This is a genomic window from Caballeronia glathei (assembly GCF_000698595.1).
Classification (GTDB): domain Bacteria; phylum Pseudomonadota; class Gammaproteobacteria; order Burkholderiales; family Burkholderiaceae; genus Caballeronia; species Caballeronia glathei.
Map to the genome: position 1 here is coordinate 117,941 of NZ_JFHC01000005.1, position 26,636 is coordinate 144,576.

Sequence of the window (26,636 nt, forward strand, 5' to 3'; positions counted from 1 at the left end):
GCCTGAAACCCGCCCGGCCCTTCAAGGGCCCTTCACGGGCCCTTCGCGCGTTGCACTTACTTCGCGATCGTCTGCGCGCCCTTCAGGCGGCCGAACGCACCTTCGACCAGCGCCTTCTGCTGCTCGTAGTGCTTCGCGTAGTAGCCGACAGCCGGGGAAGCCGAAGCCGGACGCCCGCTGTATGCGAGCTTCTGCCCTTCCTTCATGCCATCGCGCAGGTGGTGCTCGACGTAGAACCAGGCGCCCTGGTTCTGCGGCTCGTCCTGCACCCAGACCACTTCGGTCGCGTTCTCGTACTTCCTGAGTTCCGCGTCGAACTGCTTGTGGGCGAACGGATACAGTTGCTCGATACGCACGATCGCGACGTCGTTCGACTTCGCTTCGCGGCGATGCGCGACGAGGTCGTAGTACACGCGGCCCGAGCAGACCACCACGCGCTTGACCTTCTTCGGCTCGATGGCGTCGTCGACTTCGCCGATCACCGGCTGGAACGAACCCTTCGACAGCTCCGACAGATCCGACACCGCTTCCTTGTGACGCAGGAGCGACTTCGGCGTCGCGATGATGAGCGGCTTCCTGAAAAGACGGATCATCTGGCGGCGCAGCAGGTGGAAGATCTGCGCCGGGGTGGTCGGCTGGACCACCTGCATGTTGTGATCCGCGCACAGTTGCAGGAAGCGTTCGATGCGCGCCGACGAGTGCTCCGGACCCTGGCCTTCGTAGCCGTGCGGCAGGAGCATCGTGAGGCCCGAGACGCGGCCCCATTTCACTTCGCCCGACGAGATGAACTGGTCGATCACGACCTGCGCACCGTTCACGAAGTCGCCGAACTGCGCTTCCCACGCGACGAACGTGTTCGGCTCGGCCGTCGAATAGCCGTACTCGAAGCCGAGCACCGCTTCTTCCGAGAGCACCGAGTCGATCACCGTGAACTTCGCCTGGCCTTCGGCGATGTTCTGCAGCGGGATGTACGTGCCGTCGTTCCAGCGCTCGCGGTTCTGGTCGTGCAGAACGGCGTGACGGTGCGTGAACGTGCCGCGGCCCGAGTCCTGGCCCGTCAGGCGCACCGCGTAGCCGGACGCGACCAGCGAGGCGAACGCCAGATGCTCGCCCATGCCCCAGTCGAGCTTCGCGTCGCCGCGGCCCATCGCGCGGCGATCGTTGATCACGCGCTCGACGAGCGGATGCAGCTTGAAGTTCTCGGGAATCGTCGTGATGCGCTCGGCGAGGCGCTTCAGTTCCGCGAGCGGGACGGCCGTGTCGGCGGCGTCGGTCCACTTGCGGTTCAGGAACGGCACCCAGTCGACCGCGTACTTGCTCTTGTAGTTCGAGAGCACCGGATCGATGGTGTGGTGGCCTTCGTCCATCGCCTGACGGTATGCCTTAACGTAGTTGTCAGCGTCTTGAGCCGTGATCACGCCCTGCTGCACGAGCTTCTCGGCGTAGAGCGCGCGCGTGCCCGGGTGCTTCGCGATCGTCTTGTACATCAGCGGCTGGGTGACGGCCGGCGTGTCCTGCTCGTTGTGGCCGAGCTTGCGGAAGCAGATGATGTCGACGACGACATCCTTGTGGAACTGCGTCCGGAAGTCGATGGCGAGCTGCGTGGCGAGCACGACCGCTTCGGGGTCGTCGCCGTTCACGTGCAGGACCGGCGCCTCGATCATCTTCGCGACGTCCGAGCAGTACAGCGTCGAGCGCGAGTCGCGCGGGTCCGACGTCGTAAAGCCGATCTGGTTGTTGATGACGATATGCAGCGTGCCGTGCGTGCCGTAGCCGCGCGTTTGCGCGAGGTTCAGCGTTTCCATCACGACGCCCTGGCCGGCGAATGCCGCGTCACCGTGGATCTGGACCGGCAGCACTTGCAGGCCGTCTTCGTCGCCGCGGCGGTCCATGCGCGCCTTCGCCGACCCTTCCACCACCGGGTTGACGATTTCGAGGTGCGACGGGTTGAACGCGAGCGACAGGTGAACCGGGCCGCCGTCCGTCGAGACGTCCGACGAGAAACCCTTGTGGTATTTCACGTCGCCGGCCGGCAGGTCGTCAACGTGCTTGCCTTCGAATTCGGCGAAGAGGTCCGCCGGCATCTTGCCGAGCGTGTTCACGAGCACGTTCAGGCGCCCGCGGTGCGCCATGCCGATCACGATTTCCTGCACGCCGTTCTTGCCCGCGTGCCGCACGACTTCGTCCATCGACGCGATGAAGCTCTCGCCGCCTTCCAGCGAGAAGCGCTTCTGGCCGACGTACTTGGTGTGGAGGAAACGCTCGAGCCCTTCAGAGGCGGTCAGCCGGTTGAGGATGTGCTTCTTCTTGTCGGCGGTGAAATTCGGCGTGGAGCGGATCGACTCGAGCTTCTCCTTCCACCAGCGCTTCTGCTCGGGGTCGCTGATGTACATGAACTCGGCGCCGATCGTGCCGCAATACGTGTCGCGCAGCGCCTTCACGATCTCGCGCAGCGTTGCCTGCTCGAAGCCGAAATACAGGTTCTGCGCATGGAACGTCTGGTCCATGTCGGCTTCGGTGAAGTCGTAGAAAGCAGGCTCGAGTTCGGGGATATGCGGACGTTCGCGGCGCTTGAGCGGATCGAGATTGGCCCATTGCGAGCCGAGGAAGCGATACGCGCCGATCAGGGACTGAACATAGACTTGCTTTCGCGCAGTGGCGAGGTCACCGGTGCTTTCGCGCGGAATGAAGGCATTGGCCTTCGCGCGCTGAGCAAACGACTCGACGATCGGGCCATGGGCCACGTCGTTGTGACTCGTTCCGTCCGAGGCAGGCACGTTTTGCAACGCATCGAAATAATCGCGCCAGGTGTCCGGCACCGACGCGGGATTATCCAGATAAGCTTCGTACAGTTCTTCGACGTACGGAGCATTGCCGCCGAACAAATAAGAGTTCAGCTGGAATTGCTTCATCATTTTTACGCTCACCTTTCTTCGAGTTTCTCGAGAAATAGCGGGTTACGAAACCTTCCGCGACACGGCCTGACCGTTTAGCGGATTGCGCGAATCAAGTCTGCTTGGAAGGACCTAAAAATCGGCAACACATCTAACTAGCATAGCACAGTTCACATAGTCGATATAGCCGATGGTCGCAGCCAGACGCTTGCTGCAACAGGGATGTGCGGGCGTTCGATGAATAAAGCAAGGGTGGTTTGCGGCACGCGAAACAATAAAAAAGCCGCCCCAGGGGGCGGCTCGGTGGGCGGCTTCTCATGGATGGCCAGAAGGCCACGGGCCAGGGGAAGGCGGCTACCCTTTCAATCAGTCGACCGCGCCTTCACGGCTCGCGCGACGGCGCTCGTGCTCCTTCAGGTGACGCTTGCGCAGGCGAATCGACTGCGGGGTCACTTCGACGAGTTCGTCGTCGTCGATGAACTCGACCGCATATTCCAGCGACATCTGGATCGGCGGCACGAGGCGCACGGCTTCGTCGGTGCCCGACGAACGCACGTTCGTCAGCTGCTTGCCCTTGATCGGGTTCACGACGAGGTCGTTGTCGCGGCTGTGGATGCCGATGATCATGCCTTCATAGAGCGCGTCGCCCGGCGACACGAACATGCGGCCGCGATCCTGCAGCTTCCACAGCGCATACGCGACGGCCGCGCCATCGTCCTGCGAGATCAGCACGCCGTTGCGGCGCTCGCCGACCGCGCCGTCCTTGACGGGCGCGTAGGAATCGAATGTGTGGCTCATCAGGCCCGTGCCGCGCGTCAGCGTGAGGAACTCGCTCTGGAAGCCGATCAGGCCGCGCGCCGAGATACGGTATTCGAGACGCGTGCGGCCACGGCCGTCGGACGCCATGTCGAGCATTTCGCCCTTGCGGCGGCCGAGTTCTTCCATCACGCCGCCCTGGTGGCCGTCTTCCATGTCGACGGTCAGGTTCTCGTACGGCTCGTGCTTCACGCCGTCGATTTCCTGCATCACCACGCGCGGACGCGACACGGCCAGCTCGTAACCTTCACGGCGCATGTTTTCCACGAGAATGGTCAGGTGCAGCTCGCCGCGGCCCGCCACTTCGAACGTGGTTTCGTCGCCGGTTTCCCGCACGCGCAGCGCGACGTTGTGGTTCAGCTCCTTCATCAGGCGGTCGCGGATCTGGCGGCTCGTGACGAACTTGCCTTCGCGGCCCGCGAGCGGCGACGAATTCACGAGGAAGTTCATCGTGAGCGTCGGTTCGTCGACGGTGATCATCGGCAGCGCTTCGGGCGTTTCCGGCGCGCAGATGGTGACGCCGATACCGATCTCGTCGATACCGTTGATCAGCACGATGTCGCCCGCCTGCGCCTCTTCCACCTGCACGCGCTCGAGGCCGTGGAACGACAGCACCTGGTTGATCTTGCGGTTGATGATCGCGCCGTCCGGGCCCGAGCGCACGGCAACCGCCATGCCTGGCTTGATGCGCCCGCGCGCGATGCGGCCCACGCCGATGCGGCCAACGTACGTCGAGTAGTCGAGCGAGGTGATCTGGAGCTGCAGCGGCGCTTCGGGGTCGGCCGGGCGAACCGGAACGTGCTCCAGGATCGCTTCGAAGAGCGGGCGCATCGTGCCTTCGCGCACTTCGGGGTCGAGCCCGGCATAGCCGTTCAGGCCCGACGCGTAGACGATCGGGAAGTCGAGCTGCTCTTCGGTCGCGCCGAGCTTGTCGAAGAGATCGAACGTCTGGTTGATCACCCAGTCGATGCGCGCACCCGGCCGGTCCACCTTGTTGATCACGACGATCGGCTTGAGACCCAGCGCGAGCGCCTTCTTGGTCACGAAGCGCGTTTGCGGCATCGGGCCTTCGACGGCGTCGACGAGCAGCAGCACGGAGTCGACCATCGACAGCACCCGCTCCACTTCACCGCCGAAGTCCGCGTGTCCGGGCGTGTCGACGATGTTGATGTGCGTGCCTTCGTATTCGACCGCGCAGTTCTTCGCAAGAATCGTGATGCCACGTTCCTTTTCGATGTCGTTCGAGTCCATGACGCGCTCGGCGATCTGCTGGTTTTCTCGGAACGTGCCCGACTGGCGAAGCAGCTGGTCGACGAGCGTGGTCTTGCCGTGGTCGACGTGGGCAATGATGGCGATATTGCGAAGGGCGCGGGTCATAGGATCTGTACAGTTGGGCGCCGTCAAAGCGAGCTTGAATGCTCGCCTGAATACTCGGAAGGGACAACTCGACGTCTGAACGATGTCTGAATCGAGTGCTCGGCGCTGTGGGAACCCGAAATTATAACACGCGGATGTGTCTGCTTCTCACCGGCCCTGGCAATAGGACAAAACCCGCAATCCGAAGGCACATGCAGCCGCACGGATTTCCGCTTTCATCTCGAAATCACAATAAAAACAGGGCTGTCAGCCTGTTCGCGCGCATTCTGCGCAAGCTCCAGCTATTAAGCGTTCTCATAAACCCCTTGCTGCGTCAAAGAAGCAAACCTATAATTTTGCCTAGTCAACTATTGCAAACGCATGAGAATCCATGAGCGACGCACCCAAGCCCGGCTCCGTAATCGGTGACTATCAGCTCAGCGAGAGCGTCGGCTATCTGATGAGCCGGGTGCGCTCGACCATGTGGAACATGGTCACGCAGCACACCACGGCGGAACTCGGCATCACGAGCACGCAGGCGAGCATCGTGTTCATGCTCGCGGCCGGCCGCGCGCTGACGGCCGCCGATCTGGCCCGTGAATACGGCATCGACGCAAGCGCGGTCACGCGGCTCATCGACCGCCTGGAAAAGCGCGGCCTGCTTTCGCGGGTGCGCAGCGAGGAGGACCGGCGCGTCGTGCGTCTCGCGCTGACGCCGGAAGGCTATGCGCTCGCGCAGAAGATTCCCGCGATTTTCACGCGCGTGCTGGACAAGCTGCTTGGCGGCTTCACGCCGGAGGAAGTCGGCTTTCTCAAGAGCATGCTGCGGCGGATTCTCGTGAATTCCTGCGATCCGGCCTGCGCTTCGCTGCTGGGAGGCAGCGAGAAAGAGAAAGCCGCTGGCAATTGATTGCGGAGGCAATCAATTTTGTCAGTTATTTGAAAGAAATTAGTTGCTACGTCCATCTTCACATCAAATATTCAAGAGCTGAGAGATGAACCACCTTTCCCTGCCCGCGCCTCGGGCCACGCGCGGCGCCCTGGCCGTTGCCGCGGCGGTTGCCGCGCTCGTCCTGGGCGGCTGCGCGAACTACGCGGGTATTTCGAGCGACAAGCAGGTCGCCGCTCCCGAGACCTTCGACAGCACTCAGAGCATTCCCGCGCAGGGCGGCGAGTGGCCCAGGCTCGACTGGGCCGCGCAGTTCGGCGATCCGCAACTGCCGCAACTGATCGACGAGGCGCTCGCCGGCAGCCCGTCGATTGCGCAGGCGCAGGCGCGCATCGCGAAGGCGTCGTCGTATATCGAAAGCTCGCGCTCGAACCTGTTCCCGAAGGTGGAAGGCTCGTACTCGTGGACCCGCGAGCTGTACTCCGCCAACGGCCTCTTCCCGCCGCCCTTCGGCGGCACCTGGTACAGCGAGAACAACGTGCTCGCGAGCGCGTCGTGGGAACTGGACATCTGGGGCAAGAACCGCTCGCGCCTCGACGCGGCCGTGTCGCGGGAAAAGGCGGCCGAGGCGGACATGCAGGAGGCGCGCGTGGCGCTCGCCGCGTCGGTTGCGCGCACCTATAACCAGCTCGGGCTGCTCTACGCGCTCGCCGACGTCGCGCAGCGCGAGATCGACAACCGCAAGAACGTCGGACGGATCACGGACGGGCGCGTCGCCGCCGGCCTCGACACGAACGTCGAGCGCCGCACCGCGGAGGGCAACGTCGCGACGAGTCAGTCGAATCTCACCGAGCTCGACGGCCAGATCACGACCGTGCGCTACCAGCTGGGCGCCCTGCTCGGCAAGGGCCCGGACCGCGGCCTGCAGATCGCCAAGCCGGTTGTGAATCCGAAAATCGAGATCGCGCTGCCGGACAACGTGCCCGCGAACCTCGTTGCGCGCCGGCCGGATATCGTCGCCGCGCGCTGGCAGGTCGAGGCCATGACGCACGACATCAAGGAAGCGAAGGCCGAGTTCTTCCCGGACATCAACCTCGCGGCCGCGTTCGGTTTCGATGCGTTCGGCTGGAGCAAATTCCTTCAGTCGAGCAGCCGCCAGGTGCAGTTCGGCCCGGCGATCAGCCTGCCGATCTTCGACGCCGGCGCGCTGCGCGCGCAGCTGAAGAGCCGCTACGCCGATTTCGAGCTGGACGTCGCGAACTACAACCAGACGCTCATCGGCGCGCTCAACGACGTCGCGACGCAAATCGCGGCGATCCGCTCGCTCGACCGCCAGATGGCCGACGCCGGGCGCGCGCTCGACGCCGCGACGCACGCGTACGACCTCGCCGTGATTCGCTACAAGGCGGGCCTCTCGCCCCAGCTGCAAGTGCTTTCCGCGGACGAGAACCGGCTCGCGAACGAGCAGACCGTCACCAACCTGAGGATGAGACGCCGCGACCTGCAGATCGGCCTCATCAAGGCGCTGGGCGGCGGGTTCGACGCGACGAGCACGAATCTCGCGATCGACGGCAGCGGCGAGGCGCACGCAGCGGCCGGCCAGACGCCGGCTCGCTAAGAAAAAAGCATCAAGACCAGGACCAGGAACGGAGCCATCATGAGCGATTCTCAACAAACCGCCGCGACGCCCGCGCAGAAGCAGAGTTCGGCCAAGCGCCGCATGCTGATGACGCTGATCGTGCTCGTCATCATCGTCGTTGCCGTTGCGTACGGCGCGTATTACTTCCTGATCGCGCGCTTTCACGAGGCCACCGACGACGCCTACGTGAACGGCAACGTCGTGCAGATCACGCCGCAAGTGGTCGGCACGGTCATCTCCGTGAACGCCGACGACACGCAGACCGTCAGGACGGGCGAACCCCTCGTCGTGCTCGACCCGGCCGATTCGAAGGTCGCGCTCGACCAGGCCGAGGCGAATCTCGCGCAGACGGTGCGCCAGGTGCGCACGCTCTTCGTCAACGACAACCAGTACGAGGCGCAGGTCGCGTTGCGCAAATCGGACCTGTCGCGGGCACAGGACGACCTGCGCCGCCGCATGACGGTCGCGCAGACGGGCGCCGTGTCGCTCGAGGAAATCTCGCACGCCCGCGACGCGGTGCGCGCCGCGCAGGCCGCACTCGACGCCGCGCAGCAGGAACTCGCGTCGAACCGGTCGCTGACCGCGAACACGACGATCGCGAGCCATCCGAACGTGCTGGCCGCGGCAGCCAGGGTCCGCGATTCGTACATCAACTTCGCGCGCAACACGCTGCCGGCGCCCGTCACGGGCTACGTCGCGAAACGTTCGGTGCAGGTCGGCCAGCGCGTGTCGCCGGGCAACCCGCTGATGGCGATCGTGCCGCTCAACGCCGTGTGGGTCGACGCGAACTTCAAGGAAGTGCAACTCAAGCACATGCGCATCGGCCAGCCGGTCGAGCTGACGGCCGACCTGTACGGCTCGGGCGTGGTCTTCCACGGCAAGGTGATTGGCTTCTCGGCGGGCACGGGCTCGGCGTTCTCGCTCCTGCCGGCGCAAAACGCGACCGGCAACTGGATCAAGGTCGTGCAGCGCCTTCCGGTGCGCGTCGCGCTCGATCCGAAGGAACTCGAGCAGCATCCGCTTCGCATCGGGCTGTCGATGAACGTCGACGTGACGATCAAGAACGAGCAAGGCGGCCAGCTCGGCAACGCGCCGAACACCGTCTACCAGACGAACGTGTTCGACAAGTACGGCGACGACGCCAACGCGGAAATCGCCCGCATCATCCAGGCGAACGACGGCTCGGGCGGCGGCGCGAAAGGCGCGGTCTCGCGCGGCGCGAAGCCCGCCGCCTCGATGATGTAAGCGCGGTCCCCGCCACTTCGGATTCTTGCCAATGTCTCAGCCAAACGTCGTTCATCCGCCGCTCGAAGGCGCGAAACTCGTGATCGGCACGATCGCGGTGTCGCTCGCGGTGTTCATGAACGTGCTCGACACGTCGATCGCGAACGTCTCGATTCCGTCGATCTCGGGCGACCTCGGCGTGGCGTCCGACCAGGGCACGTGGGTCATCACGTCGTTCGCGGTCGCCAATGCCATTTCGGTGCCGCTCACCGGCTGGCTCACGCAGCGCATCGGGCAGGTGCGCCTCTTTCTCGGCTCGATCGTGCTGTTCGTGATCGCGTCGTGGCTGTGCGGCCTCGCACCCACGCTGCCCTTCCTGCTCGCGGCGCGCGTGTTCCAGGGCGCGGTCGCCGGCCCGATGATCCCGCTCTCGCAAACGCTGCTGCTCGCGAGCTACCCGCGCGCGAAGGCGCCGATGGCGCTCTCGATGTGGTCGATGACCACGCTGATCGCACCGGTCGCGGGACCGATTCTCGGCGGCTGGATCTCGGACAACATCTCGTGGCCGTGGATCTTCTACGTGAACATTCCGGTCGGCATCATCGCGGCGCTCGCCACGTTCGCGATCTTCCGCGAGCGCGACTCCGTGATCCGCAAGGCGCCGATCGACACCGTCGGCCTCGCGCTCCTCGTGATCTGGGTCGGCTCGCTGCAGATCATGCTCGACAAGGGCAAGGACCTCGACTGGTTCAATTCGACGACCATCATCGTCCTCACGCTGATCGCCGTGATCGCGCTCGCGTTCTTTATCGTGTGGGAGCTGACGGCGGAGCACCCGGTCGTCGACCTGTCGCTCTTCAAGCTGCGCAACTTCACGGGCGGCACGATCGCGCTGTCGATCGGCTACGGCCTCTACTTCGGCAACCTCGTGCTGCTGCCGCTGTGGCTGCAGACCGACATCGGCTACACGGCGACCGACGCCGGGCTCGTGATGGCGCCCGTCGGCGTGTTCGCGATCCTGCTCTCCCCCGTGACCGGCAAGTTCCTGCCACGCACCGATCCGCGCAAGATCGCGACGGCCGCGTTCCTCGTGTTCGCGCTGTGCTTCTGGATGCGCTCGCGCTACACGACTGGCGTCGACACCTATTCGCTGATGCTGCCGACGCTGATTCAGGGCATCGGAATGGCGGGCTTCTTCATTCCGCTCGTGTCGATCACGCTGTCCGGCCTGCCGGGGCACCGCATTCCGGCGGCCTCCGGCCTGTCGAACTTCGTGCGGATCATGTGCGGGGGCATCGGCACGTCGATCTTTTCGACGGCGTGGGAGCACCGCTCGATCGTGCATCACGCGCAACTCGTCGAACAGGCGAATGCGTACAACCCGACGTTCAGCCATTCGATCGAGCAGATGCGCGCCGCCGGGTTCGACCAGTCGCAGGCGTACGGGCTCTTCAACAGCATGGCGACGCAGCAGGCCGCGCAACTCGGCGTGAACGACCTGTTCTATCTGTCGGCGGGGATTTTCGTCGCGCTGATCGCGCTGATCTGGATCACGCGGCCGGAACGCGCGGGCGGCGGGGATTCGGCTGCGGCGGCATCGGCGGCGCACTGACGGCCGTCATGAGGGGCGGCGAGGAAGCCCGATAGGCTTTTCGGGCTTTCTCTACAGGGCCTCTCGACATGGCGAAGAAATTCCCTTTGTATCCCGAGAGGGTTTGCTGGGGATGCGACAGGTACTGCATGGCCGATTCGCCGGGATGCGGACACGGCTCCATCCGGACGCAGCACCCGATAGAACTGCTTGGCGCAGACTGGCTCGAATAGGGCGATTGGGGAATCGAGCCCGCGGCGAAGCCGGTGACGCCCGGCGAGAACTGATCGTTCGAGCGCAACAGCCGCGCTCCGACCGACCCGGCGTCGTCAATCTCACTCAGCCCTGCGCGCTCACGACGAGCCGCTCCGGCGCCAGCACGCCCTCGCCCGCCCTCGCGACACCGAGCAGCCTCGCGCCGTCGTCCGCATACACGCGCACGCGACCGTCTCCGAGCGGTGCCGCGGACACCTCCGACAATTTCAGCCGCTGACCATGCAGAAAGCGGCGCGCGGCATCGGCGTCGAGATGCACCGCGGGAAACGTCGAGAGCAGCGCGTCGACCGGCTGGAGCCACGAGTCGCGCTCGGCCTCCGGGGCATCCGACAACGCGTCGAGCGTAACAGCGTGCTCGAGCGTCAAAGCGCCGACGCCCGTGCGCCGCAGCGCGACGAGATGCGCGCCGCACCCGAGCGTTTCGCCGATGTCTTCCGCCAGCGTGCGCACGTACGTGCCCTTGCTGCACGTCACGCGAAAGGTCACGTCGGGCAGCGCGCACGCGATCAGTTCGAGCGCATGAATCGTCACCTGACGGCCCTCGCGCTCGACCGTCTCGCCGGCCCGGGCGTACTCGTAGAGCGGCTTGCCGTCGCGCTTCAACGCGGAATACATCGGCGGAACCTGCGTAATTTCGCCTCGAAACTCCGCGAGCGCGGCGAGCACGGCCGGCTCGTCGCAAGCGACCTCGCGCGAATCGATCGCCTCGCCTTCGGCATCGCCCGTCGTCGTGCGGATGCCGAGGCGCATCGTCGCCTCGTAGGTCTTGTCGGCGTCGAGCAGGTCTTGCGAAAACTTGGTCGCCTCGCCGAAGCAAAGCGGCAGCAGGCCGGTCGCGAGCGGATCGAGCGTGCCGGTGTGGCCCGCCTTCTTCGCCAGATAGAGCCGCTTCGCGCGGATCAGCGCGTCATTGCTGGACAGGTTGAGCGGCTTGTCCAGCAGCAGGACGCCGTCGATCGCGCGGCGCGCGATCTTCGGGCGCGCCGGGGCATTCGAACCCTTCATCGGTCAGGCACCTTCCTCGTCGTCCTTCGCGCGCGTCGCATTGGCCTCGTCGATCAGGCGCGACATTTCGACGGCCTTCTCGATCGTCTTGTCGTAGTGGAAATGCAGCGTCGGCACCGTGTGGATGTGCAGGCGCTTGAAAAGCTGATTGTGCAGATGGCCGGCCGCGTGATTGAGCCCGTCCTGCGTCTGCTGCGGATCGCCCGTCAAGGTCGTGAAGAAGACCTTCGCATGCGCGTAGTCGGGCGTCAGCTCGACGCTCTGTATCGTCACCATTCCGACGCGCGGATCCTTCACCTCGCGCATGAGTTCCGACAAGTCGCGCTGAATCTGATCCGCGATCTGCACGTTGCGATTCGGGGAAGTACGTTTCTTGACCATGATGTTTTCCAGTTGATGCTTGGGGTGTTGCGTGGCGCCCGGCGCCCATAAAGAAAAAGGCGGAGCGGACCTTGAGGCCCGCTCCGCCTTGCGCCCGGCGGGCAACCTTACAGCGTACGAGCGACTTCCGTGACTTCGAAGATCTCGAACTGGTCGCCTTCGACGATGTCGTTGAAGTTCTTGATCGACATGCCGCACTCGAAGCCCTGACGCACTTCCTTCACGTCGTCCTTGAAGCGCTTGAGCGAATCGAGCTCCCCGGTATGGATCACGACGTTGTTGCGGATCACGCGAACCGACGAGCTGCGCTTCACGAAACCGTCCGTCACCATACAACCCGCGATCAGGCCGACCTTCGGCACGCGAATCACCTGGCGCACCTCGACCATGCCCGTCACCACTTCGCGCTTCTCCGGCGAGAGCATGCCGGACATCGCCGCCTTCACCTCATCCACTGCGTCGTAGATGATGTTGTAGTAACGGATGTCGATGCCGTTCGACTCGGCGAGCTTGCGTGCCTGAGCGTCCGCGCGCGTGTTGAAGCCGATGATGACCGCCTTCGACGCCGTCGCCAGGTTGACGTCCGACTCGCTGATCGCGCCGACCGCGCTGTGCACGATCTGCACGCGCACTTCGTTGGTCGAGAGCTTCTGCAGCGACTGCACGAGCGCTTCCTGCGAACCCTGCACGTCGGCCTTGACGATGAGCGGAAGGTTCTGCACTTCGCCTTCGCCCATCTGCTCGAGCATGTTTTCGAGCTTCGCGGCCTGCTGCTTCGCAAGCTTCACGTCGCGGAACTTGCCCTGACGGAACAGCGCGATTTCGCGCGCTTTGCGCTCGTCCGGCAGCACGATGACTTCCTCGCCCGCGCCCGGCACTTCCGACAGACCCTGGATCTCGACCGGAATCGACGGACCCGCCGTCTTGGTCGGCTTTCCGGTTTCGTCGAGCATTGCGCGCACGCGGCCGTAGGCGCTGCCTGCCAGCACGACGTCGCCGCGATTCAGCGTGCCCGACTGAACCAGGATGGTTGCGACCGGACCCTTGCCCTTGTCGAGCTTCGCTTCGATCACGAGGCCCTTCGCGGGCGCCTCCACCGGTGCCGTCAGTTCCAGCACTTCCGCCTGGAGCGAGACGTTTTCCAGCAGATCGTCGATGCCCTGACCCGTCTTCGCCGACACTTCCACGAACGGCGAATCGCCGCCGTACTCTTCCGGCACGACGCCTTCCGCGACGAGTTCCTGCTTCACGCGCTCGGAGTGCGCATCCGGCTTGTCGATCTTGTTGATCGCGACGACGATCGGCACGCCCCCCGCCTTCGCGTGGGCGATCGCTTCCTTCGTCTGCGGCATCACGCCGTCGTCGGCTGCGACCACCAGGATCACGATGTCGGTCGCCTTCGCACCGCGTGCACGCATGGCCGTGAAGGCCTCGTGACCCGGCGTGTCGAGGAACGTGATCACGCCTCGCGGCGTATCGACGTGATACGCGCCGATATGCTGCGTGATCCCGCCCGCTTCGCCCGCCGCCACCTTCGCGCGGCGGATGTAGTCGAGCAGCGATGTCTTGCCGTGGTCGACGTGGCCCATCACCGTGACGACCGGCGGACGCGGCAGGCGCTCGCCCGCTTCTTCCGTCGTTTCGCCTTCGGTGAGGAGCGCTTCCGGATCGTCCAGCTTCGCCGCGACCGCCCGGTGGCCCAGTTCCTCGACGACGATCATCGCCGTTTCCTGGTCGAGCACCTGGTTGATCGTGACCATCTGGCCGAGCTTCATCATCACCTTGATGACTTCCGACGCCTTCACCGACATCTTGTGCGCCAGATCGGCAACCGAGATCGTTTCCGGCACGTGCACTTCACGCACGATCGGCTCGGTGGGTGCCTGGAACGTGGTCTGCTCCTGATGCTTGCCGCGACCCTTCGGACCGCCGCGCCAGCCGCGATCGACGCCGCCGCTCGTGTCGCCGCGCGTCTTGATGCCGCGGCGCTTGGCGGCGTCGTCCTGCCAGCCGCCCTTGCCGGGCTTTTTCTTGTCTGCCGCGGAGGGCGCCGCCGGAGCCGGCGCGCCCGCTGCGGGCTTCTTCGCCGCGGCCGGACGCGCGGACACCGCGCCTTCCGGCTTCGCCGGCTTGTGCAGCGTGCCCTTCGCTTCGGCGGGCTTCGCCGCTTCCGCGGGCTTCGCGGCAGGCGGCGGCTCGGCCGGCTTCGCCTGCTGCGCGCGGCGCGGCGTGTTCATCATTTCGCGGATCGCGCGCGCTTCGGCTTCCGCCGCAGCGCGGCGCTTCGCGATCTGTTCCTGTTCGGCGCGCGCCTTTTCGGTCGCGGCCCGAGCGGCGTCCTCGGCCTTCTTGGCCGCTTCGCGCTGAGCGGCGCGCTCGGCGGCGGCCTTCTCCTCGTTCTGGCGTGCAGCGTTGTCCGCGGGCGCGGGTTCCTCGGCCTTCTTCTCGGCGCGCACGTCCGCACGCGGTTCCTGACGCACCGCTGCGGCCGCACGCGACACTTCCGCCGCTTCGGCCTGCGCCGCGGCGCGCTTCGCGGCCTCTTCTTCGGCACGGCGACGCTCGGCTTCGGCCGCTTCCTCGCGCGCACGGCGCTCTGCCTCTTCGCGCTCGAGACGCTCCTGGCGCTCCTTCAGCTCCTGCGCTTCCTTCTCGAGCAGCTCGGCTGCATGCCGCGCCTCTTCCTCGCGACGCTGCAATTCGGCTTCGTCGACTTCGTCCTCGGCGTGATTGCCCGCCTCGACGACCTGTTCGGCGCCGTGTTCGTCGCGTTTCACGAAGACACGCTTCTTGCGCACCTCGACCTGAATGGTGCGAGCTTTACCCGTTGCGTCGGATTGCTTGATTTCCGACGTATGCCGGCGGGTCAAAGTGATCTTGCGCTTGTCGGCGTCGGCGGAACCGTGCGACTTGCGCAAATGATCGAGCAGGCGCGCCTTGTCCATCTCGGACAAGTCGTCGTCAGCGCTCGCTTTCTGGACGCCAGCCGCCTGCAACTGCTCGAGCAGGACGCCCGCAGGCATTTTGAGTTCCGCGGCAAATTGGGCTACGTTGTTACTCGCCATTCATTCCTCTTGATGCAAGGACTAGTTCCTTGCTGTTAGATCGGTCATGCGGCCAAACCGGCCGCGATATTTCAGTGCGCCATGGTCATTTCTCACTGGAACCAGTGTTCACGTGCTTTCATGATCAACGCCTTAGCGGCATCCTCTTCCATGCCGGTCATTTCGACCAGCTCATCCACAGCCAGCTCGGCGAGTTCGTCGCGCGTCTGGATCTGGTGTTCCGCGAGCTTCGACAGCAGTTCGCTATCCATGCCGTCGAGGCTCTTCAGGTCGAGCGCCACGCCCTCGACCTTTTCTTCGTTGGCGATCGCCATCGTCAGCAACGCGTCACGGGAGCGATTGCGCAGTTCGTGAACCGTGTCTTCGTCGAAGGCTTCGATTTCGAGCATTTCGTTGAGCGGCACATACGCGATCTCCTCGAGGCTCGTGAAGCCCTCGTCGATCAGAATGTCGGCCACTTCTTCATCGACGTCGAGGCGCGCCATGAACAGGTTGCGCAATGTGCCGCGCTCTTCGTTCTGCTTCAACGCGGACTCATCCGGCGTCATGATGTTGATCTGCCAGCCGGTGAGTTCGCTGGCAAGACGGACGTTCTGGCCGCTGCGGCCGATTGCGACCGCGAGTTCGTTCTCGTCCACGACGACGTCCATCGAATGCTTTTCCTCATCGACGACGATCGACTGTACGGCAGCCGGCGCGAGGGCGCCGATCACGAACTGGGCGGGATCTTCCGACCATAGCACGATGTCGACGTTCTCGCCACCGAGCTCGTTTCGCACTGCCTGCACGCGCGAGCCGCGAATGCCGACGCAGGTGCCGATCGGGTCGATGCGCTTGTCGTACGCGATCACCCCGATTTTCGCACGCACGCCGGGATCGCGTGCAGCCGCCTTGATTTCGAGCAGGCCCTGCTCGATTTCGGGCACTTCCATTTCGAACAGCTTCATCAGGAACTCGGGCGCCGTGCGCGAGAGCTCGATCTGCGGGCCGCGCGCGGTGCGGTCGACCTTCGCGATGTAGGCGCGCACGCGGTCGCCCACGCGCAGGTTTTCCTTCGGAATCAGCTGGTCGCGGCGCAGGAGCGCTTCCACGCGGCCCGATTCGACGATGAAATTGCCCTTGTCGAGACGCTTGACCGAGCCGGTCATGATCTTCTCGCCGCGCTCGAGGAAGTCGTTCAGGATCTGCTCGCGTTCGGCGTCGCGAACCTTCTGAAGAATCACCTGCTTCGCCGCCTGCGCGCCGATGCGGCCGAATTCGATCGACGGAATCGGCTGCTCGATGTAGTCGTCCACCTGCGCGTCGGGCTTTTCTTCCTTCGCTTCGAACAGCAGGATCTCCTGATCCGGCTCCTGCAGACCCGCCTCGTCCGGCACGACGCGCCAGCGGCGGAAGGTTTCGTGTTCGCCGCTTTCACGATCGATCGCGACGCGAATATCCACGTCTTCCTCGAACAGCTTTTTCGTTGCCGAAGCAAGCGCAGCCTCGAGCGCTGCGTACACCACGTCCTTGTTGACGTTTTTTTCGCGCGCCAGCGCATCCGCCAGCATCAAAACTTCGCGACTCATTGTTTGCGGCTCCTAAAGTCAACCTTGGGGACGAGACGTGCTTTATCGAGGTCCGCGATCGTGAAATCGAGCATTGCGGCGCCGTCCTTCCCTTCAAATTCCAAACCAATCGTTTCGCCGTTCGGCGCATGCACGATGCCCCGGTACGACTTGCGCCCGTCCAGCGGCTTTTTCAAAGTGATTACGGCTTCGCTGCCCGCGAAGCGCTCGAAGTCGGCCAGTTTCTTGAGCGGCCGGTCGAGACCGGGCGAAGAAACCTCGAGCCGGTCGTAATCGATGTTTTCGACTTCGAGCAGATACTGGAGCTGACGCGTGACCTTCTCGCAGTCTTCAATGGCAATTCCGGCGGGCTGGTCGATATAGACGCGCAACATGCCGCCTCCCGATCGCTCGAGATCGACAAGCTCGTAGCCGAGGCCCGAGACCGTGGTTTCTATCAATTCCGTCAGATGCACAGTGACTCCAAGGTGTTCGCGCGCTCCACGCCGGAACACCTGCGGGCCGCGCCTTAGCCGGCGCGCCTCCCTTCCTCGCCCTGCAGCCCAAGATGCCGAACCGAACAGCCAAAAAAAAATGGGCGCAACGCCCATCTTCTTGAAACCGAGGTCGCATCTGGGCGGCAAAACGAAACTGCGGAAACTGCGTGCCCAGCGACTTTGTGATTTTAGCTATTTTTCGGGATAAACGCAAACGAAACGGCCCGGATGAGGGCCGTTTCGGCGCCGATTCGGGCCGTTTGCGTTCGAAACGCGGTCATAGCTGGCCGCGTGCCGAACTGTCGGTCGACGCGAATGCGCGGCTTTCACGCGCTACCGCTTTTGGTCTCACCGGATGTGATCAAAATGGTGCGCAAGGCGCCGCTTTTCAAGCGCCGCGTGTTTTCGACCAGCGCTTCATCAGCGCCCGCGCGTGCGATTGCGCGGCGTGGCCGGACGCGGGCCGCGGCCGGCGCCGCCCGGTTTTCCCTGCCCCCCACCCGGCGCACCCTGACGGCGCGGACCACCCGGATTCGCGGAACGCTTGCCCGGGCCGCCGGCGCCCATTCCCGCCGCGCCCTGCCCGCCGCCCTGCGGGCGGCCTCCTCGCTGGCCGGAGCCTGCGCGAGCGCCGTTCGGGCGATTGCCGTTTGCCTCGCCGCCCGCGCGATTGCCGTTGGGCTCTCGTGCGCCGCGCGCACCGTACCCGCCGATGCCGCCCAGGCCGTCCGCGTTGCCGAACCCGCCTGCCGTGCCGCGCCGTCCGCCCGCGGCACCGCCGCGAGTGGGCGTCTGCGCCATGCGCGAATGCGAGCTCAAAACCGGCTCACGCGTGATGAATCCCATCGACGTCTGCATCGGATCGGGCTGAACGCGCTGGGGCGCGCTGCGTCCGCCCTTCTCCTCGGCCGGCGGCTTGAGGCCCACCGACGCCATCAGGCTGCGCACCTGATTGTCTTCGAGCTCTTCCCAGCGGCCGCGCTTCAGGCCCTTCGGCAACGCGATCGGGCCATGGCGCGTGCGGATCAGGCGGCTGACCATCAGGCCGGCGGCCTCGAACATGCGGCGCACCTCGCGATTGCGCCCTTCGGCGAGCGCCACGTGGTACCAGTGATTCGTGCCTTCGCCGCCGCCATCCTGAATGCGCAGGAAATTGGCGGGGCCGTCGTCGAGTTCGACGCCCTTCAGGAGCTTTTGCCGCATGCCTTCGGAGAGTTCACCGACCACGCGCACCGCGTACTCACGCTCCACGCTGTAGCGCGGATGCATGAAGCGGTTCGCGAGATCGCCGGAGGTCGTGAGCAGCAGCAGGCCTTCCGTGTTGAAGTCGAGGCGGCCGACGGCGAGCCATTTGGCCGTTTTCATCGGCGGCAGCTTGTCGAACACGGACGGACGGCCTTCCGGATCGGCATGGCTCACGATTTCGCCGGTCGGCTTGTGATACAGCAGGATGCGCGGCGGCTTGCTCGCGAGCTTGCGCTTGAGCGGCTTGCCGTTGATGCGCACCTGGTCGGTCGGCATGATGCGCTGGCCGATGTGCGCCGGCTCCCCGTTCACCGACACGCGACCCGCGATGATCAGTTCTTCCATGTCGCGGCGCGAGCCCATGCCCGCCTCGGCGAGCACCTTGTGGAGCTTCGGCGCATCGTCGTCGGGTTCCAGCACGCGCTTTTGCTGCGGCGCGTTGCGGCCGCGGCGCAGCATCGGGGCGCGCACGCCGCCTGCGTTGTTGTCGGCGTCGAACGCGGGCGACGTGACGTAAGCGAACACGTCGTCGACCGCAGCGGCCGCGGCGCTCGGCACCAGTGCGGGCGCGTCGTCGCGCTTGCCGCGCTTTTGCGCGCCCTGCCGGCGTCCGCCCTCTCGCTGGCCTTCCTTGGCTTCACGCGGCTCCCTCGGCTCGCGATTGCCCTCGCGTGGTGCGCGCGGTTCGCGCGGCTCGCGTTTGCCGTCGGCGTTGCGCGGCGCCTTGCCGGCCGCGTCCTTGCGCGGCATGCGCACCTGCGCGACGACGACGCCATCCGGAGGCGCTTCTGGCACCGCCCCGGCTGCCGGCGCGGCTTCAGCGCCCTTCGTCTTCGCGACGGCCCGGCGCCGCGCGATCAGGCTGCGCGGTCCCCGGCGCAAGCCGCGGCGGGGACGGTCGTCGCCCTCGGCGGCATCGGACGGGCCTTGTGCGTCCGTGGCACGAACGGGGCGCTCGGATTCGGGCGAATCGCTGTCGTGGGAATGTGTCAAAACAACCTCAAATGTGTCGGGTCGCGCGCCCGTCGCGGGCGCGTCAAAAATATCCGCTGATCGTCGGCTGATCTTCTCAGCTGGTCTTTATGGACAGCCGGATCAGGGTCCGTGCAATTGCATCAGGCGCGGCGTGCGGTCCGCTCGTCGGTGTCGTCGTCGGTCAGCACGTTTTCGTCCGGCGCGGCGGTATCGCGATCGTCCGGATCGCCCTCTTTCGCCTGCTCCGGCTCCGATCCGGACGCAACCATCGGTGTTTCGTGGCGCGCCGGGTCGCTCGGGGGTACTGCGTGTTCTGTGTCGTTCGCGCCGGTCAACGCCTGCGGCTTTCCGGCCGGTTCACTGGTTTCGACGGCTTCCCGCGCGGCGACGCCGTACGCCTCTTCAGCATCCCGCGTGCCGGCGATGTCGGCCTGACCCGGCGCCTGTTCCGCTGACGGGTCCTGCGCGAGCGCTTCGGGCTGTGCGTCTTCCGGGACGGCGCTGTTCGCCGCTTCGGCCGCAGCCGCTTTTGCTTCCTCTTTCACGTGGACTTCGAGCGCGTCGCCGCGTTCCCCGGCATCGCCCGGATCCTGCGCCGGCACGCCTTGTCCGTCTGCTGCGGCGGCGACGCGGCCCGCGGCCGCCTCGCTGTCGGGAAACTCGATCGAATGCTGCGCGAGCAGTGCCGCCTCGAACTGCGCGGACGGATTGTCGAGCGCCGGCAGCTCGTCGAGCGCGCTCAAACCGAGGTCGTCGAGAAACTGCTTGGTCGTCGCGTACAGCGCCGGGCGCCCCGGCACGTCGCGATGGCCGATCACCTCGATCCAGCTGCGGTCTTCGAGTTGCTTCACGACCTGCGTGTTCACGGTCACGCCGCGAATTTCCTCGATGTCGCCGCGCGTAACCGGTTGCCGATACGCAATAATCGCGAGCGTTTCGAGAACGGCACGCGAGTATTTGGGCGGCTTTTCAGGATGCAGCCGATCGAGATAACCCCGCATCGCGGGCTTGCTTTGAAAACGCCATCCCGACGCCAGCGCGACCAGTTCGACGCCACGCCCCGACCAGTCCTGCTTCAGGCCTTCGAGCAACGTGCGAACGGTGTCTGCCGATATATCGTCGGCGAAAAGCTTGCGCAACTCACCGAGTTTCAGCGGCTCCTGCGCGCAGATCAAAGCAGTCTCGAGGACGATCTTCGCCTCTTGGGTATTCATGCAGCTAGGTCCGACCCTGTGTGGTCAATGAACCGGATCAATCGGGCGTATGCGGGCCGGAGCGAACTCGAGCGCACCAAACGAACGCTGCGGACGATGAAACTGGACGCGGAATTTCAAGACGCGCTCGCCCGATTTTGATCGGTCATATTGATTGGGAGCACGCACCGGGGGGAGGCGAACCGAGCGATCGGCCAGCGCGATGCAGAAAAATCGCGGTACTTCTGGCGGACCGCCGAACCATCCCAGCCGGACGGAGTAGCACTTTCCAAGGCGGAAGCGCGTGACTGAGCGCCATATTACGCAAAAAGAACCGGTGCGTAAAGGTGAAACATTCGACCCGGCAAACGCTCACGTCGAGCACTTCCTGCGCTGTCCGGGCAGCAGACGCGGCATTTGGTGCCGCCCGCGGGGCCGCCCCGGAACCGCGCGGCGCGTATTCCGGGAAAGCCGCTCGACAGGCCGCTCAGGCGAGCCCCCGCGACGCCAGGAATCCACGCAAGCGCGCCACTCCGGCGTCGAGCCGCGCCGGGTCGCATGCGTAGCACCAGCGCACGAAGCCCTCGCCCTCCTCGCCGAACGCGCTGCCCGGCGCGAGACCGAGCCCCGCTTCCCGCACGAGCGCCTTGCACAGTTCCAGGCTGTGCTCTCCACCGGGTAGCGAAAAGAACAGATACATCGCGCCTGCAGGCGAACGCACGTCGATGCCCGGAATCGACTGCAGCGCCGCCACCAGATGATCGCGGCTCGCGCGCAGATCGGCGACGAGCGACTGCGTGAAGCGCTCGCCTTCGCGCACCGCGACGACGCCCGCCTGCTGCACGAAAGACGGCGCGCACGACGTGTTGTACTCGACGAGCTTGCCGAGGTCGTCCATCAGGCCCGCCGGCGCGACGAGCCAGCCGAGCCGCCAGCCCGTCATGAGCCATGCCTTCGAGAACGAATTGACCGCGATCACGCGTTCGTCGCGCGTGGCGAGATCGAGGAACGACGGCGCGGGGCGTCCGTGCGCACCGTAATGGAGCCGTTCGTAGACTTCGTCGGCGACGATCCAGATGCCGTGCCGCCGGCAATGCTCGAGGACGGTGCGCTGCGCTTCGCGCGTCATCGTCCAGCCGGTCGGATTGTTCGGCGAGTTGATCATCAGCATGCGCGTTCCGGGCGTGAGCGCGGCGAGCAGGCGCTCGACGTCGAGCGTCCAGCCGTCTGCGCCATAGGTCAGCGACACCGTTTCGACGCTCGCACCCAGAATCTTCGGAATCTCGACGAGGTTCGGCCACAGCGGCGTGACCGCGACCGCGCGGTCGCCCGCGCCGACCACCAGTTGCGCCGCGAGCATCAGCGCGTTGACGCCGGCGCTCGTCACCGCGACGTGGCCGGGCGTGGTCTCGCCGTGCAGCGCGCTCACGTAGTCCGCGAGCGCCTCGCGCAGCGGCGCGATGCCCAGATTGTGGGTGTAGAACGTGGCGCCGTCGGCGAGCGCGCGGCTCGCGGCGTCGCGGATGAACTGCGGCGTCACCCGGTCCGACTCGCCGAACCAGAACGGCAGCACGTCCGGCACGCCGAAGCCCGCGTTCGCTACCTCGCGAATTTGCGAGGGCCGCAGCGCGCGAACGGCGTCGCGCGCATTTGGTGCGCCCGGTGCACCCGGTGTGTCTGCCGCATTTTGGGCGCTGCGCGCATCGCCCTCCGGCGCGCCCGTCCCGGCCGTCGCCGCCTCTTCCGACTCCCTCATCACCCGCCCCCGTCAATTTGAATGTTCAGATGTCCAAGTCTAACTTGCCGTCCGGCTTCCGATCGCCGTGCCCGCCCGCACCGTGGCCTCGTGCGGCGTCACGGATGCGCTCAATCCAGTTCCTCGGCGCGCTTCGGGAGCGACGCGATCAGCCCCCACACGGATTCTGCCGCGGGCGAGAGCGACCGGTCCCGCCTCCGCACGAGCTCCACCGTGCGCTCGGCGCGCGGCGTGAGCGGCAGCGCGACGAGCGCCGAGTGCGCCGGCAGCGGCAAGGCGAGCCGCGGCAGCACGCTGACGCCGACTCCCGCCTCGACCAGCCCGAATACCGTCGCCGGATGCCCGAGTTCCTGCACGACCTCGGCGCTCACGGCGTGCTCGCGCATGACGGCGTCGATGATCGGCCGGCTGCCGGACGCGTAATCGAGCATCACGAGCCGCTCGCCTGCGAGCGCCGCCCAGGACACTTCGTGCTCCCGGGCAAGCCGGTGGTCCTGCCGCGCGACGAGACAGAACGAATCGGTCATCACGGGTTCGCCGTGGAGGTCGTCGGAACTGAAGGGCCCGATCACGACGCCGAAATCCACCTCGCCCGATTTCACCTGACGCAATACGTCACTTTGCACGTCGTCGCGCAGGCTGAGCGCGATCAGCGGAAATTGCGCAAGGCACGCTGCGATCACGCGCGGCATCAGCCGGCATGCGACCGTCGGGCTCGCCGCAACGATCACCCGCCCCCGCCGCTGCTCGCCGAGATCGCGTATTTCACGCAGCGCCTCGTCGAGATCCGTCAGAAGCCGCGACACGCTGCCAACGAGATTCATGCCGACATCGGTCAGTTGCACCTCGCGCGTCGTCCGGTCGATCAGCTTGAGGCCGATTTCGCTTTCCAGCTCGCGCACGCACCGGCTCACCGCCGACTGCGTGAGCCCGATTTCGTCGCCGGCGCGACTGAAACTCGAAAGCCGCGCCACTTCGATAAACACTCGCAGTTGCCGCAGCGTCACATTGAGCGTCGGATTCATTCATCAATCTCATGGATGGCGCCTGTCTATGCGCGATTATAGGTAAACAATCGCCCGACATTATTTCGATCCGCGACACGCTGCGGTGCAACAAAACGGCGCTCGCGCACGCAGGAAGGGCCTATTGCACAGGATTGGTGATTGTCCCGATTTCGCGAACACAGCATTTCGGGTCTGATACGGGCCATGCTGGCATCTCGCCAGCCTACTGCCACGCGGGTTTCCCGGAATTTGCTGCACGCATGGCACGGTTCTCGCATTTCCTTGCGCACAGGGTCGGCGTCGCTGCGGAATCAAACGCAAATCGTCCGCCGCAGTGGCTGCTCCGACCTGCCTGGTATTCGTTCTTCGGATTCCGACCAGAGTGCGCGGCGCGGGGCAGCGCACCGGGGTTAGCTTCGCTGAGGTGAAACATGATGCTGTTCGACGATTTGAGAGATAACGAGTGGGCGCTGGTTGAGGCGCTTTTCTGCGCCGAACCGGCTCGCAGCGAGCGACGTGGCCGTCCGCGCGTCGAAGCACGCGCCGTGGTCAACGCGGTGCTGTGGGTTTTGTCGACTGGCGAAGGCTGGTCGAAACTGCCGGGCCGCTATCCGTCGCCGCCGACGTGCCGTCGGCGCTTCGACGAATGGCAGGCGGACGGCACGCTTGCCGAAATCGTGAAGCGGCTCGGCAACAACGGCCGTGAAGTGTCGTTGCGCGGCCGCATCGGCTCCACGGCGGCAAAGCCGCCCGCACCGCCGAGCCGCGACCGCCTGCGCGGCGCGTTCTGGACCAATCCGGAATCGTGGCGCGCGCCGGCCAAGATGGCCTGATATCAACGCTCCCTCAGAAAGACGGGCGGATTGCTCCGCACGTCTTGTGTCGTCGGACCGGGCCGCGCAGCGGTAAAGCGCCCGTCCCACGTTCGTTCCCTGCCTGCCGCGCCGCCCGCGTGCGCCGGCAGCATCGCGTCCTCCGTCATCCCTGTCGCGAAACAACTATTTACCATTCTTTACAGCGTGCCCCGCTGCTCAGGCATAACTTGATGAGCTAGCAACAGGTTCGACAGGGCCTGAAGGGGGCTTAACGTGAAACCAATGTCACTGCTCGGATGCGGCATTGTGGTTTCATTGCTTGGCGGCATGGCCGCGGGTCAAACGCCGGCACCGCCGCAACCGGGTGACATCAGCCTGCAGGCAAGCGCGCGGGCGGCCGTATCGTCCCAGGACGGATCGCGCGTGAAGGAAACCACACCGCCCGCTCCGCGCGGCGATTTGCGCGGCGACATCGCGAGCAACGTGCGCGCGCGGCCGGAAACCGGACACGACGACAAGCCGCGCCGTCACTGATTTGTCATTCAGCGAAGTTTGCATTCCGATGCATCGGCGGGGAACCAGTGCGCGCTTGCGCCAGTCCCACCCAGTGCCATGAGCACAGCGTGGCAGCAGTAAGATCCGGTATGCCCGTATCCTCGTGATACGGGCTTTTTTCTACGTGGTTTGAAGAAGCACCGGGGCTCGCCGACAGCCCGCCCTTCCGCCCGCGTGCGGAGAGGTGTCGCTGGTGCGGCTCGGCAGGGCCTGTGAGGCCGTGCCAGTGCGCACCGAATGGCGGACGCGCCCCTTTCGATGCGCGGCTTTCAGGCCCGCGCTTCCAGCACCGGTTCGTGCGCGGCCATCGAATAAGGCTCGGCACGATGGAGATCCCAGTCCATCGAACGTTCGTCGCGCGCCAGGCGGGAAAACTCGAGCTTCCCGCGCTCGGTCACGACGGCAATGTCGACCGGCGCATGAAAACCGGGCGCCGGGGCCACCGTGCGCTGTCGGACGAGTTCCAGCAGGCCGAGGGCACGCAGATGATCGAATACGTTAGGGCGCTTCGCCCACGGAACCTGACGGTATTGCGCGCGCCGGAGCGCCTCGAGTACGGCTTCGTTAGAATACGTGGTCATCTCGTTCTTTCTTCCTGTGCAGCCATGACGGCGTCGCTCGCGGGCGGTCAGAGACCGCTGGCGGCGCCGACTAAACGCGGCATGCCCCGAATCCAGTCACAATGCCGCGTCGCGGCCAAGGACCGGAATACGCAGCCGCCGCTTGCGCTAGGTGCTGCTTTTTTGTTTCAAGCCCCCGTTTGTACGCACGCTGATCGCGCGCTCTACCGCAAATCCGCCAATGCATTCCTGGAAACGCGATGACGGAGCGGATTATCTCGAAAACTATACGTTACCCCAATCAAATTGGTTCTTTTAACTTTATTGCTCCTTTTTTTTGCGTTGTTTGCGCTTTGGCGACGAAAGCGGGGTGTAATCGCAATTGTCTGCGTCCTGTTGTTCTGGGCGCTCGGGGCGGGATGGCTGTCGGCGCCGCTTCTCGCTCTCGCGCAGCGCGGTTTCGAGCGGACGATCCAGCCCGAATTCGCCGCGCGCACGACGATCATCCTGATGGGCGGAGGCACGACACGCGACGCGAATGCCCGGATCGTGCCCAAGCGCGATTCGGTCGTGCGCATTCAGGCGGCGGCCGAGCTGTACCGCGAATGCCGCCGCACGGGCGCGGCGTGCCGGGTGATCGTGAGCGGCGGCGATCCCCAGCATCACGGCCAGGCGGAAGCCGACAACTACGCGCCGTACCTGCTCGCCCGCGGCGTCGCCGCGACGGATCTGACGCTCGAAGACCGCAGTCTCAATACGTATCAGAACGCACGCAATGTCGCTGGCATTCTGCGCCTCGAACATGACGAAACGTTGATCGTCGTCACCTCGGCGTATCACATGCGCCGCTCGGTCCTGGCTTTCGAGGCGTTTGGCTTCGAGCCGCAACCTTTCGTCTCGAATGTCCGGCAGGTCCGGACGACCTTCTTTCCGCGCATCGACGGATTCGTCGCGGCAGAGACGGCGGCGCACGAACTCGTCGGCGTGTTGCGCTTTTACGTTTTCCGGCTGCTCCGCCTGTATTGACCGGCCCGCGATTGCGGACGCCCTTGCGGACGCGATCGCGGCTTTTGTGCAGCATCAATCCGCGCCGTCATCTCAATTTAATAAGGACTGGAAATTGCCTCGGCGCGCTGGCATGATCAGGCCCCACGTCATCGCTCGCGCAGGACGCCGCATGCAATAAGGCTGCCACCGGGCAACAGACATCCTATGATTCCAGATGTTCGTGGGGCCGCGCGAATCTCGCGGACCGCATCTGGCGCAACGATGACGCCGATTGTTTCAGCCCGGCTGCGGGAGCGGATTTTGCTCACACGGATGCGATGTCCAGCCGAATCGGCAGGCGTT

At 65.2% G+C, this 26,636-nt stretch carries 20 protein-coding genes; 8 read left to right on the forward strand and 12 right to left on the reverse strand.

What is annotated here, in order from left to right:
- Positions 1 to 56: 56 nt before the first annotated feature.
- Together BG61_RS05895 and typA are read right to left on the reverse strand one after the other, a co-directional pair.
- Positions 57 to 2,915, reverse strand: coding sequence for a 2-oxoglutarate dehydrogenase E1 component (locus BG61_RS05895; RefSeq protein WP_035934019.1), 2,859 nt, complete (start codon positions 2,913 to 2,915; stop codon positions 57 to 59).
- Between the two features lie 345 nt (positions 2,916 to 3,260).
- The gene (typA, locus tag BG61_RS05900) at positions 3,261 to 5,087 is read right to left on the reverse strand and encodes a translational GTPase TypA (protein ID WP_035934017.1); all 1,827 of its coding nucleotides are present in this window, start codon (positions 5,085 to 5,087) and stop codon (positions 3,261 to 3,263) included.
- 370 nt (positions 5,088 to 5,457) lie between these two features.
- Between typA and BG61_RS05905 the strand changes: the two genes are divergently transcribed.
- The 5 genes from BG61_RS05905 to BG61_RS41765 all read left to right on the forward strand — a co-directional run bounded on the left by BG61_RS05905 (position 5,458) and on the right by BG61_RS41765 (position 10,642).
- Entirely contained in the window at positions 5,458 to 5,976 is a 519-nt protein-coding gene (locus BG61_RS05905) for a MarR family winged helix-turn-helix transcriptional regulator (RefSeq protein WP_035934016.1), read from the forward strand.
- An 85-nt stretch (positions 5,977 to 6,061) separates the two neighbouring features.
- Positions 6,062 to 7,573: an efflux transporter outer membrane subunit gene (locus tag BG61_RS05910; protein ID WP_035934015.1), complete on the forward strand. Its 1,512-nt coding sequence runs from the start codon at positions 6,062 to 6,064 to the stop codon at positions 7,571 to 7,573.
- A gap of 39 nt (positions 7,574 to 7,612) precedes the next feature.
- Positions 7,613 to 8,839, forward strand: coding sequence for an HlyD/EmrA/EmrK family protein (locus BG61_RS05915; RefSeq protein ID WP_035934014.1), 1,227 nt, complete (start codon positions 7,613 to 7,615; stop codon positions 8,837 to 8,839).
- Positions 8,840 to 8,870: 31 nt separating this feature from the next.
- Complete coding sequence (locus BG61_RS05920) at positions 8,871 to 10,430, forward strand: DHA2 family efflux MFS transporter permease subunit (protein ID WP_035934013.1); 1,560 nt, start codon at positions 8,871 to 8,873, stop codon at positions 10,428 to 10,430.
- A gap of 68 nt (positions 10,431 to 10,498) precedes the next feature.
- Positions 10,499 to 10,642 carry a DUF3079 domain-containing protein gene (locus tag BG61_RS41765; protein WP_129572171.1) on the forward strand — a complete coding sequence of 48 codons (144 nt, stop codon included), beginning with the start codon at positions 10,499 to 10,501 and terminating at the stop codon, positions 10,640 to 10,642.
- A gap of 106 nt (positions 10,643 to 10,748) precedes the next feature.
- Here BG61_RS41765 and truB read toward each other — a convergent pair whose 3' ends face one another.
- From truB to BG61_RS05965, 9 genes are all read right to left on the reverse strand, one after another.
- Complete coding sequence (gene truB, locus BG61_RS05925) at positions 10,749 to 11,690, reverse strand: tRNA pseudouridine(55) synthase TruB (protein ID WP_035934010.1); 942 nt, start codon at positions 11,688 to 11,690, stop codon at positions 10,749 to 10,751.
- A gap of 3 nt (positions 11,691 to 11,693) precedes the next feature.
- The gene (gene rbfA / locus BG61_RS05930; RefSeq protein ID WP_035934008.1) at positions 11,694 to 12,071 is read right to left on the reverse strand and encodes a 30S ribosome-binding factor RbfA; all 378 of its coding nucleotides are present in this window, start codon (positions 12,069 to 12,071) and stop codon (positions 11,694 to 11,696) included.
- Positions 12,072 to 12,178: 107 nt separating this feature from the next.
- Positions 12,179 to 15,136, reverse strand: a complete 2,958-nt coding sequence (gene infB / locus BG61_RS05935; protein WP_035934006.1) for a translation initiation factor IF-2 — start codon at positions 15,134 to 15,136, stop codon at positions 12,179 to 12,181.
- 92 nt (positions 15,137 to 15,228) lie between these two features.
- Entirely contained in the window at positions 15,229 to 16,704 is a 1,476-nt protein-coding gene (gene nusA, locus BG61_RS05940) for a transcription termination factor NusA (RefSeq protein WP_035934005.1), read from the reverse strand.
- Positions 16,701 to 17,159 (reverse strand): ribosome maturation factor RimP, encoded by a 459-nt coding sequence (gene rimP / locus BG61_RS05945; protein WP_035934004.1) that lies wholly within the window; start codon positions 17,157 to 17,159, stop codon positions 16,701 to 16,703. The genes nusA and rimP overlap by 4 nt, the downstream gene beginning before the upstream one ends.
- Before the next feature lie 441 nt (positions 17,160 to 17,600).
- Complete coding sequence (gene rluB / locus BG61_RS05950; protein ID WP_035934002.1) at positions 17,601 to 19,418, reverse strand: 23S rRNA pseudouridine(2605) synthase RluB; 1,818 nt, start codon at positions 19,416 to 19,418, stop codon at positions 17,601 to 17,603.
- A gap of 122 nt (positions 19,419 to 19,540) precedes the next feature.
- Positions 19,541 to 20,614 carry an SMC-Scp complex subunit ScpB gene (scpB, locus tag BG61_RS05955; protein ID WP_035934000.1) on the reverse strand — a complete coding sequence of 358 codons (1,074 nt, stop codon included), beginning with the start codon at positions 20,612 to 20,614 and terminating at the stop codon, positions 19,541 to 19,543.
- Positions 20,615 to 21,080: 466 nt separating this feature from the next.
- Positions 21,081 to 22,349: a pyridoxal phosphate-dependent aminotransferase gene (locus BG61_RS05960; RefSeq protein ID WP_081867989.1), complete on the reverse strand. Its 1,269-nt coding sequence runs from the start codon at positions 22,347 to 22,349 to the stop codon at positions 21,081 to 21,083.
- A gap of 110 nt (positions 22,350 to 22,459) precedes the next feature.
- A complete protein-coding gene (locus BG61_RS05965) occupies positions 22,460 to 23,374 on the reverse strand; it encodes a LysR family transcriptional regulator (RefSeq protein ID WP_035933998.1) in 915 nt (304 codons plus the stop codon).
- 413 nt (positions 23,375 to 23,787) lie between these two features.
- Between BG61_RS05965 and BG61_RS05970 the strand changes: the two genes are divergently transcribed.
- Together BG61_RS05970 and BG61_RS05975 are read left to right on the forward strand one after the other, a co-directional pair.
- Positions 23,788 to 24,189 carry a transposase gene (locus tag BG61_RS05970; RefSeq protein WP_035933996.1) on the forward strand — a complete coding sequence of 134 codons (402 nt, stop codon included), beginning with the start codon at positions 23,788 to 23,790 and terminating at the stop codon, positions 24,187 to 24,189.
- Positions 24,190 to 24,444: 255 nt separating this feature from the next.
- Complete coding sequence (locus BG61_RS05975; protein WP_075584118.1) at positions 24,445 to 24,705, forward strand: hypothetical protein; 261 nt, start codon at positions 24,445 to 24,447, stop codon at positions 24,703 to 24,705.
- 290 nt (positions 24,706 to 24,995) lie between these two features.
- On the opposite strand, the gene BG61_RS05980 is transcribed toward BG61_RS05975, so the two are convergent.
- Positions 24,996 to 25,307: a hypothetical protein gene (locus BG61_RS05980; RefSeq protein ID WP_035933993.1), complete on the reverse strand. Its 312-nt coding sequence runs from the start codon at positions 25,305 to 25,307 to the stop codon at positions 24,996 to 24,998.
- A gap of 375 nt (positions 25,308 to 25,682) precedes the next feature.
- On the opposite strand from BG61_RS05980, the gene BG61_RS05985 reads away from it, so the two are divergent.
- Positions 25,683 to 26,312: a YdcF family protein gene (locus BG61_RS05985; RefSeq protein WP_306434182.1), complete on the forward strand. Its 630-nt coding sequence runs from the start codon at positions 25,683 to 25,685 to the stop codon at positions 26,310 to 26,312.
- Positions 26,313 to 26,636 lie beyond the last annotated feature (324 nt).

Bases quoted from the DNA above. Each gene is read 5' to 3' on its own strand.
- BG61_RS05895 (WP_035934019.1), bottom strand. From the start codon at position 2,915: ATGATGAAGCAATTCCAGCTGAACTCTTATTTGTTCGGCGGCAATGCT.
- typA (WP_035934017.1), bottom strand. From the start codon at position 5,087: ATGACCCGCGCCCTTCGCAATATCGCCATCATTGCCCACGTCGACCAC.
- BG61_RS05905 (WP_035934016.1), top strand. From the start codon at position 5,458: ATGAGCGACGCACCCAAGCCCGGCTCCGTAATCGGTGACTATCAGCTC.
- BG61_RS05910 (WP_035934015.1), top strand. From the start codon at position 6,062: ATGAACCACCTTTCCCTGCCCGCGCCTCGGGCCACGCGCGGCGCCCTG.
- BG61_RS05915 (WP_035934014.1), top strand. From the start codon at position 7,613: ATGAGCGATTCTCAACAAACCGCCGCGACGCCCGCGCAGAAGCAGAGT.
- BG61_RS05920 (WP_035934013.1), top strand. From the start codon at position 8,871: ATGTCTCAGCCAAACGTCGTTCATCCGCCGCTCGAAGGCGCGAAACTC.
- BG61_RS41765 (WP_129572171.1), top strand. From the start codon at position 10,499: ATGGCGAAGAAATTCCCTTTGTATCCCGAGAGGGTTTGCTGGGGATGC.
- truB (WP_035934010.1), bottom strand. From the start codon at position 11,690: ATGAAGGGTTCGAATGCCCCGGCGCGCCCGAAGATCGCGCGCCGCGCG.
- rbfA (WP_035934008.1), bottom strand. From the start codon at position 12,071: ATGGTCAAGAAACGTACTTCCCCGAATCGCAACGTGCAGATCGCGGAT.
- infB (WP_035934006.1), bottom strand. From the start codon at position 15,136: ATGGCGAGTAACAACGTAGCCCAATTTGCCGCGGAACTCAAAATGCCT.
- nusA (WP_035934005.1), bottom strand. From the start codon at position 16,704: ATGAGTCGCGAAGTTTTGATGCTGGCGGATGCGCTGGCGCGCGAAAAA.
- scpB (WP_035934000.1), bottom strand. From the start codon at position 20,614: ATGAATACCCAAGAGGCGAAGATCGTCCTCGAGACTGCTTTGATCTGC.
- BG61_RS05960 (WP_081867989.1), bottom strand. From the start codon at position 22,349: ATGAGGGAGTCGGAAGAGGCGGCGACGGCCGGGACGGGCGCGCCGGAG.
- BG61_RS05965 (WP_035933998.1), bottom strand. From the start codon at position 23,374: ATGAATCCGACGCTCAATGTGACGCTGCGGCAACTGCGAGTGTTTATC.
- BG61_RS05970 (WP_035933996.1), top strand. From the start codon at position 23,788: ATGATGCTGTTCGACGATTTGAGAGATAACGAGTGGGCGCTGGTTGAG.
- BG61_RS05980 (WP_035933993.1), bottom strand. From the start codon at position 25,307: ATGACCACGTATTCTAACGAAGCCGTACTCGAGGCGCTCCGGCGCGCG.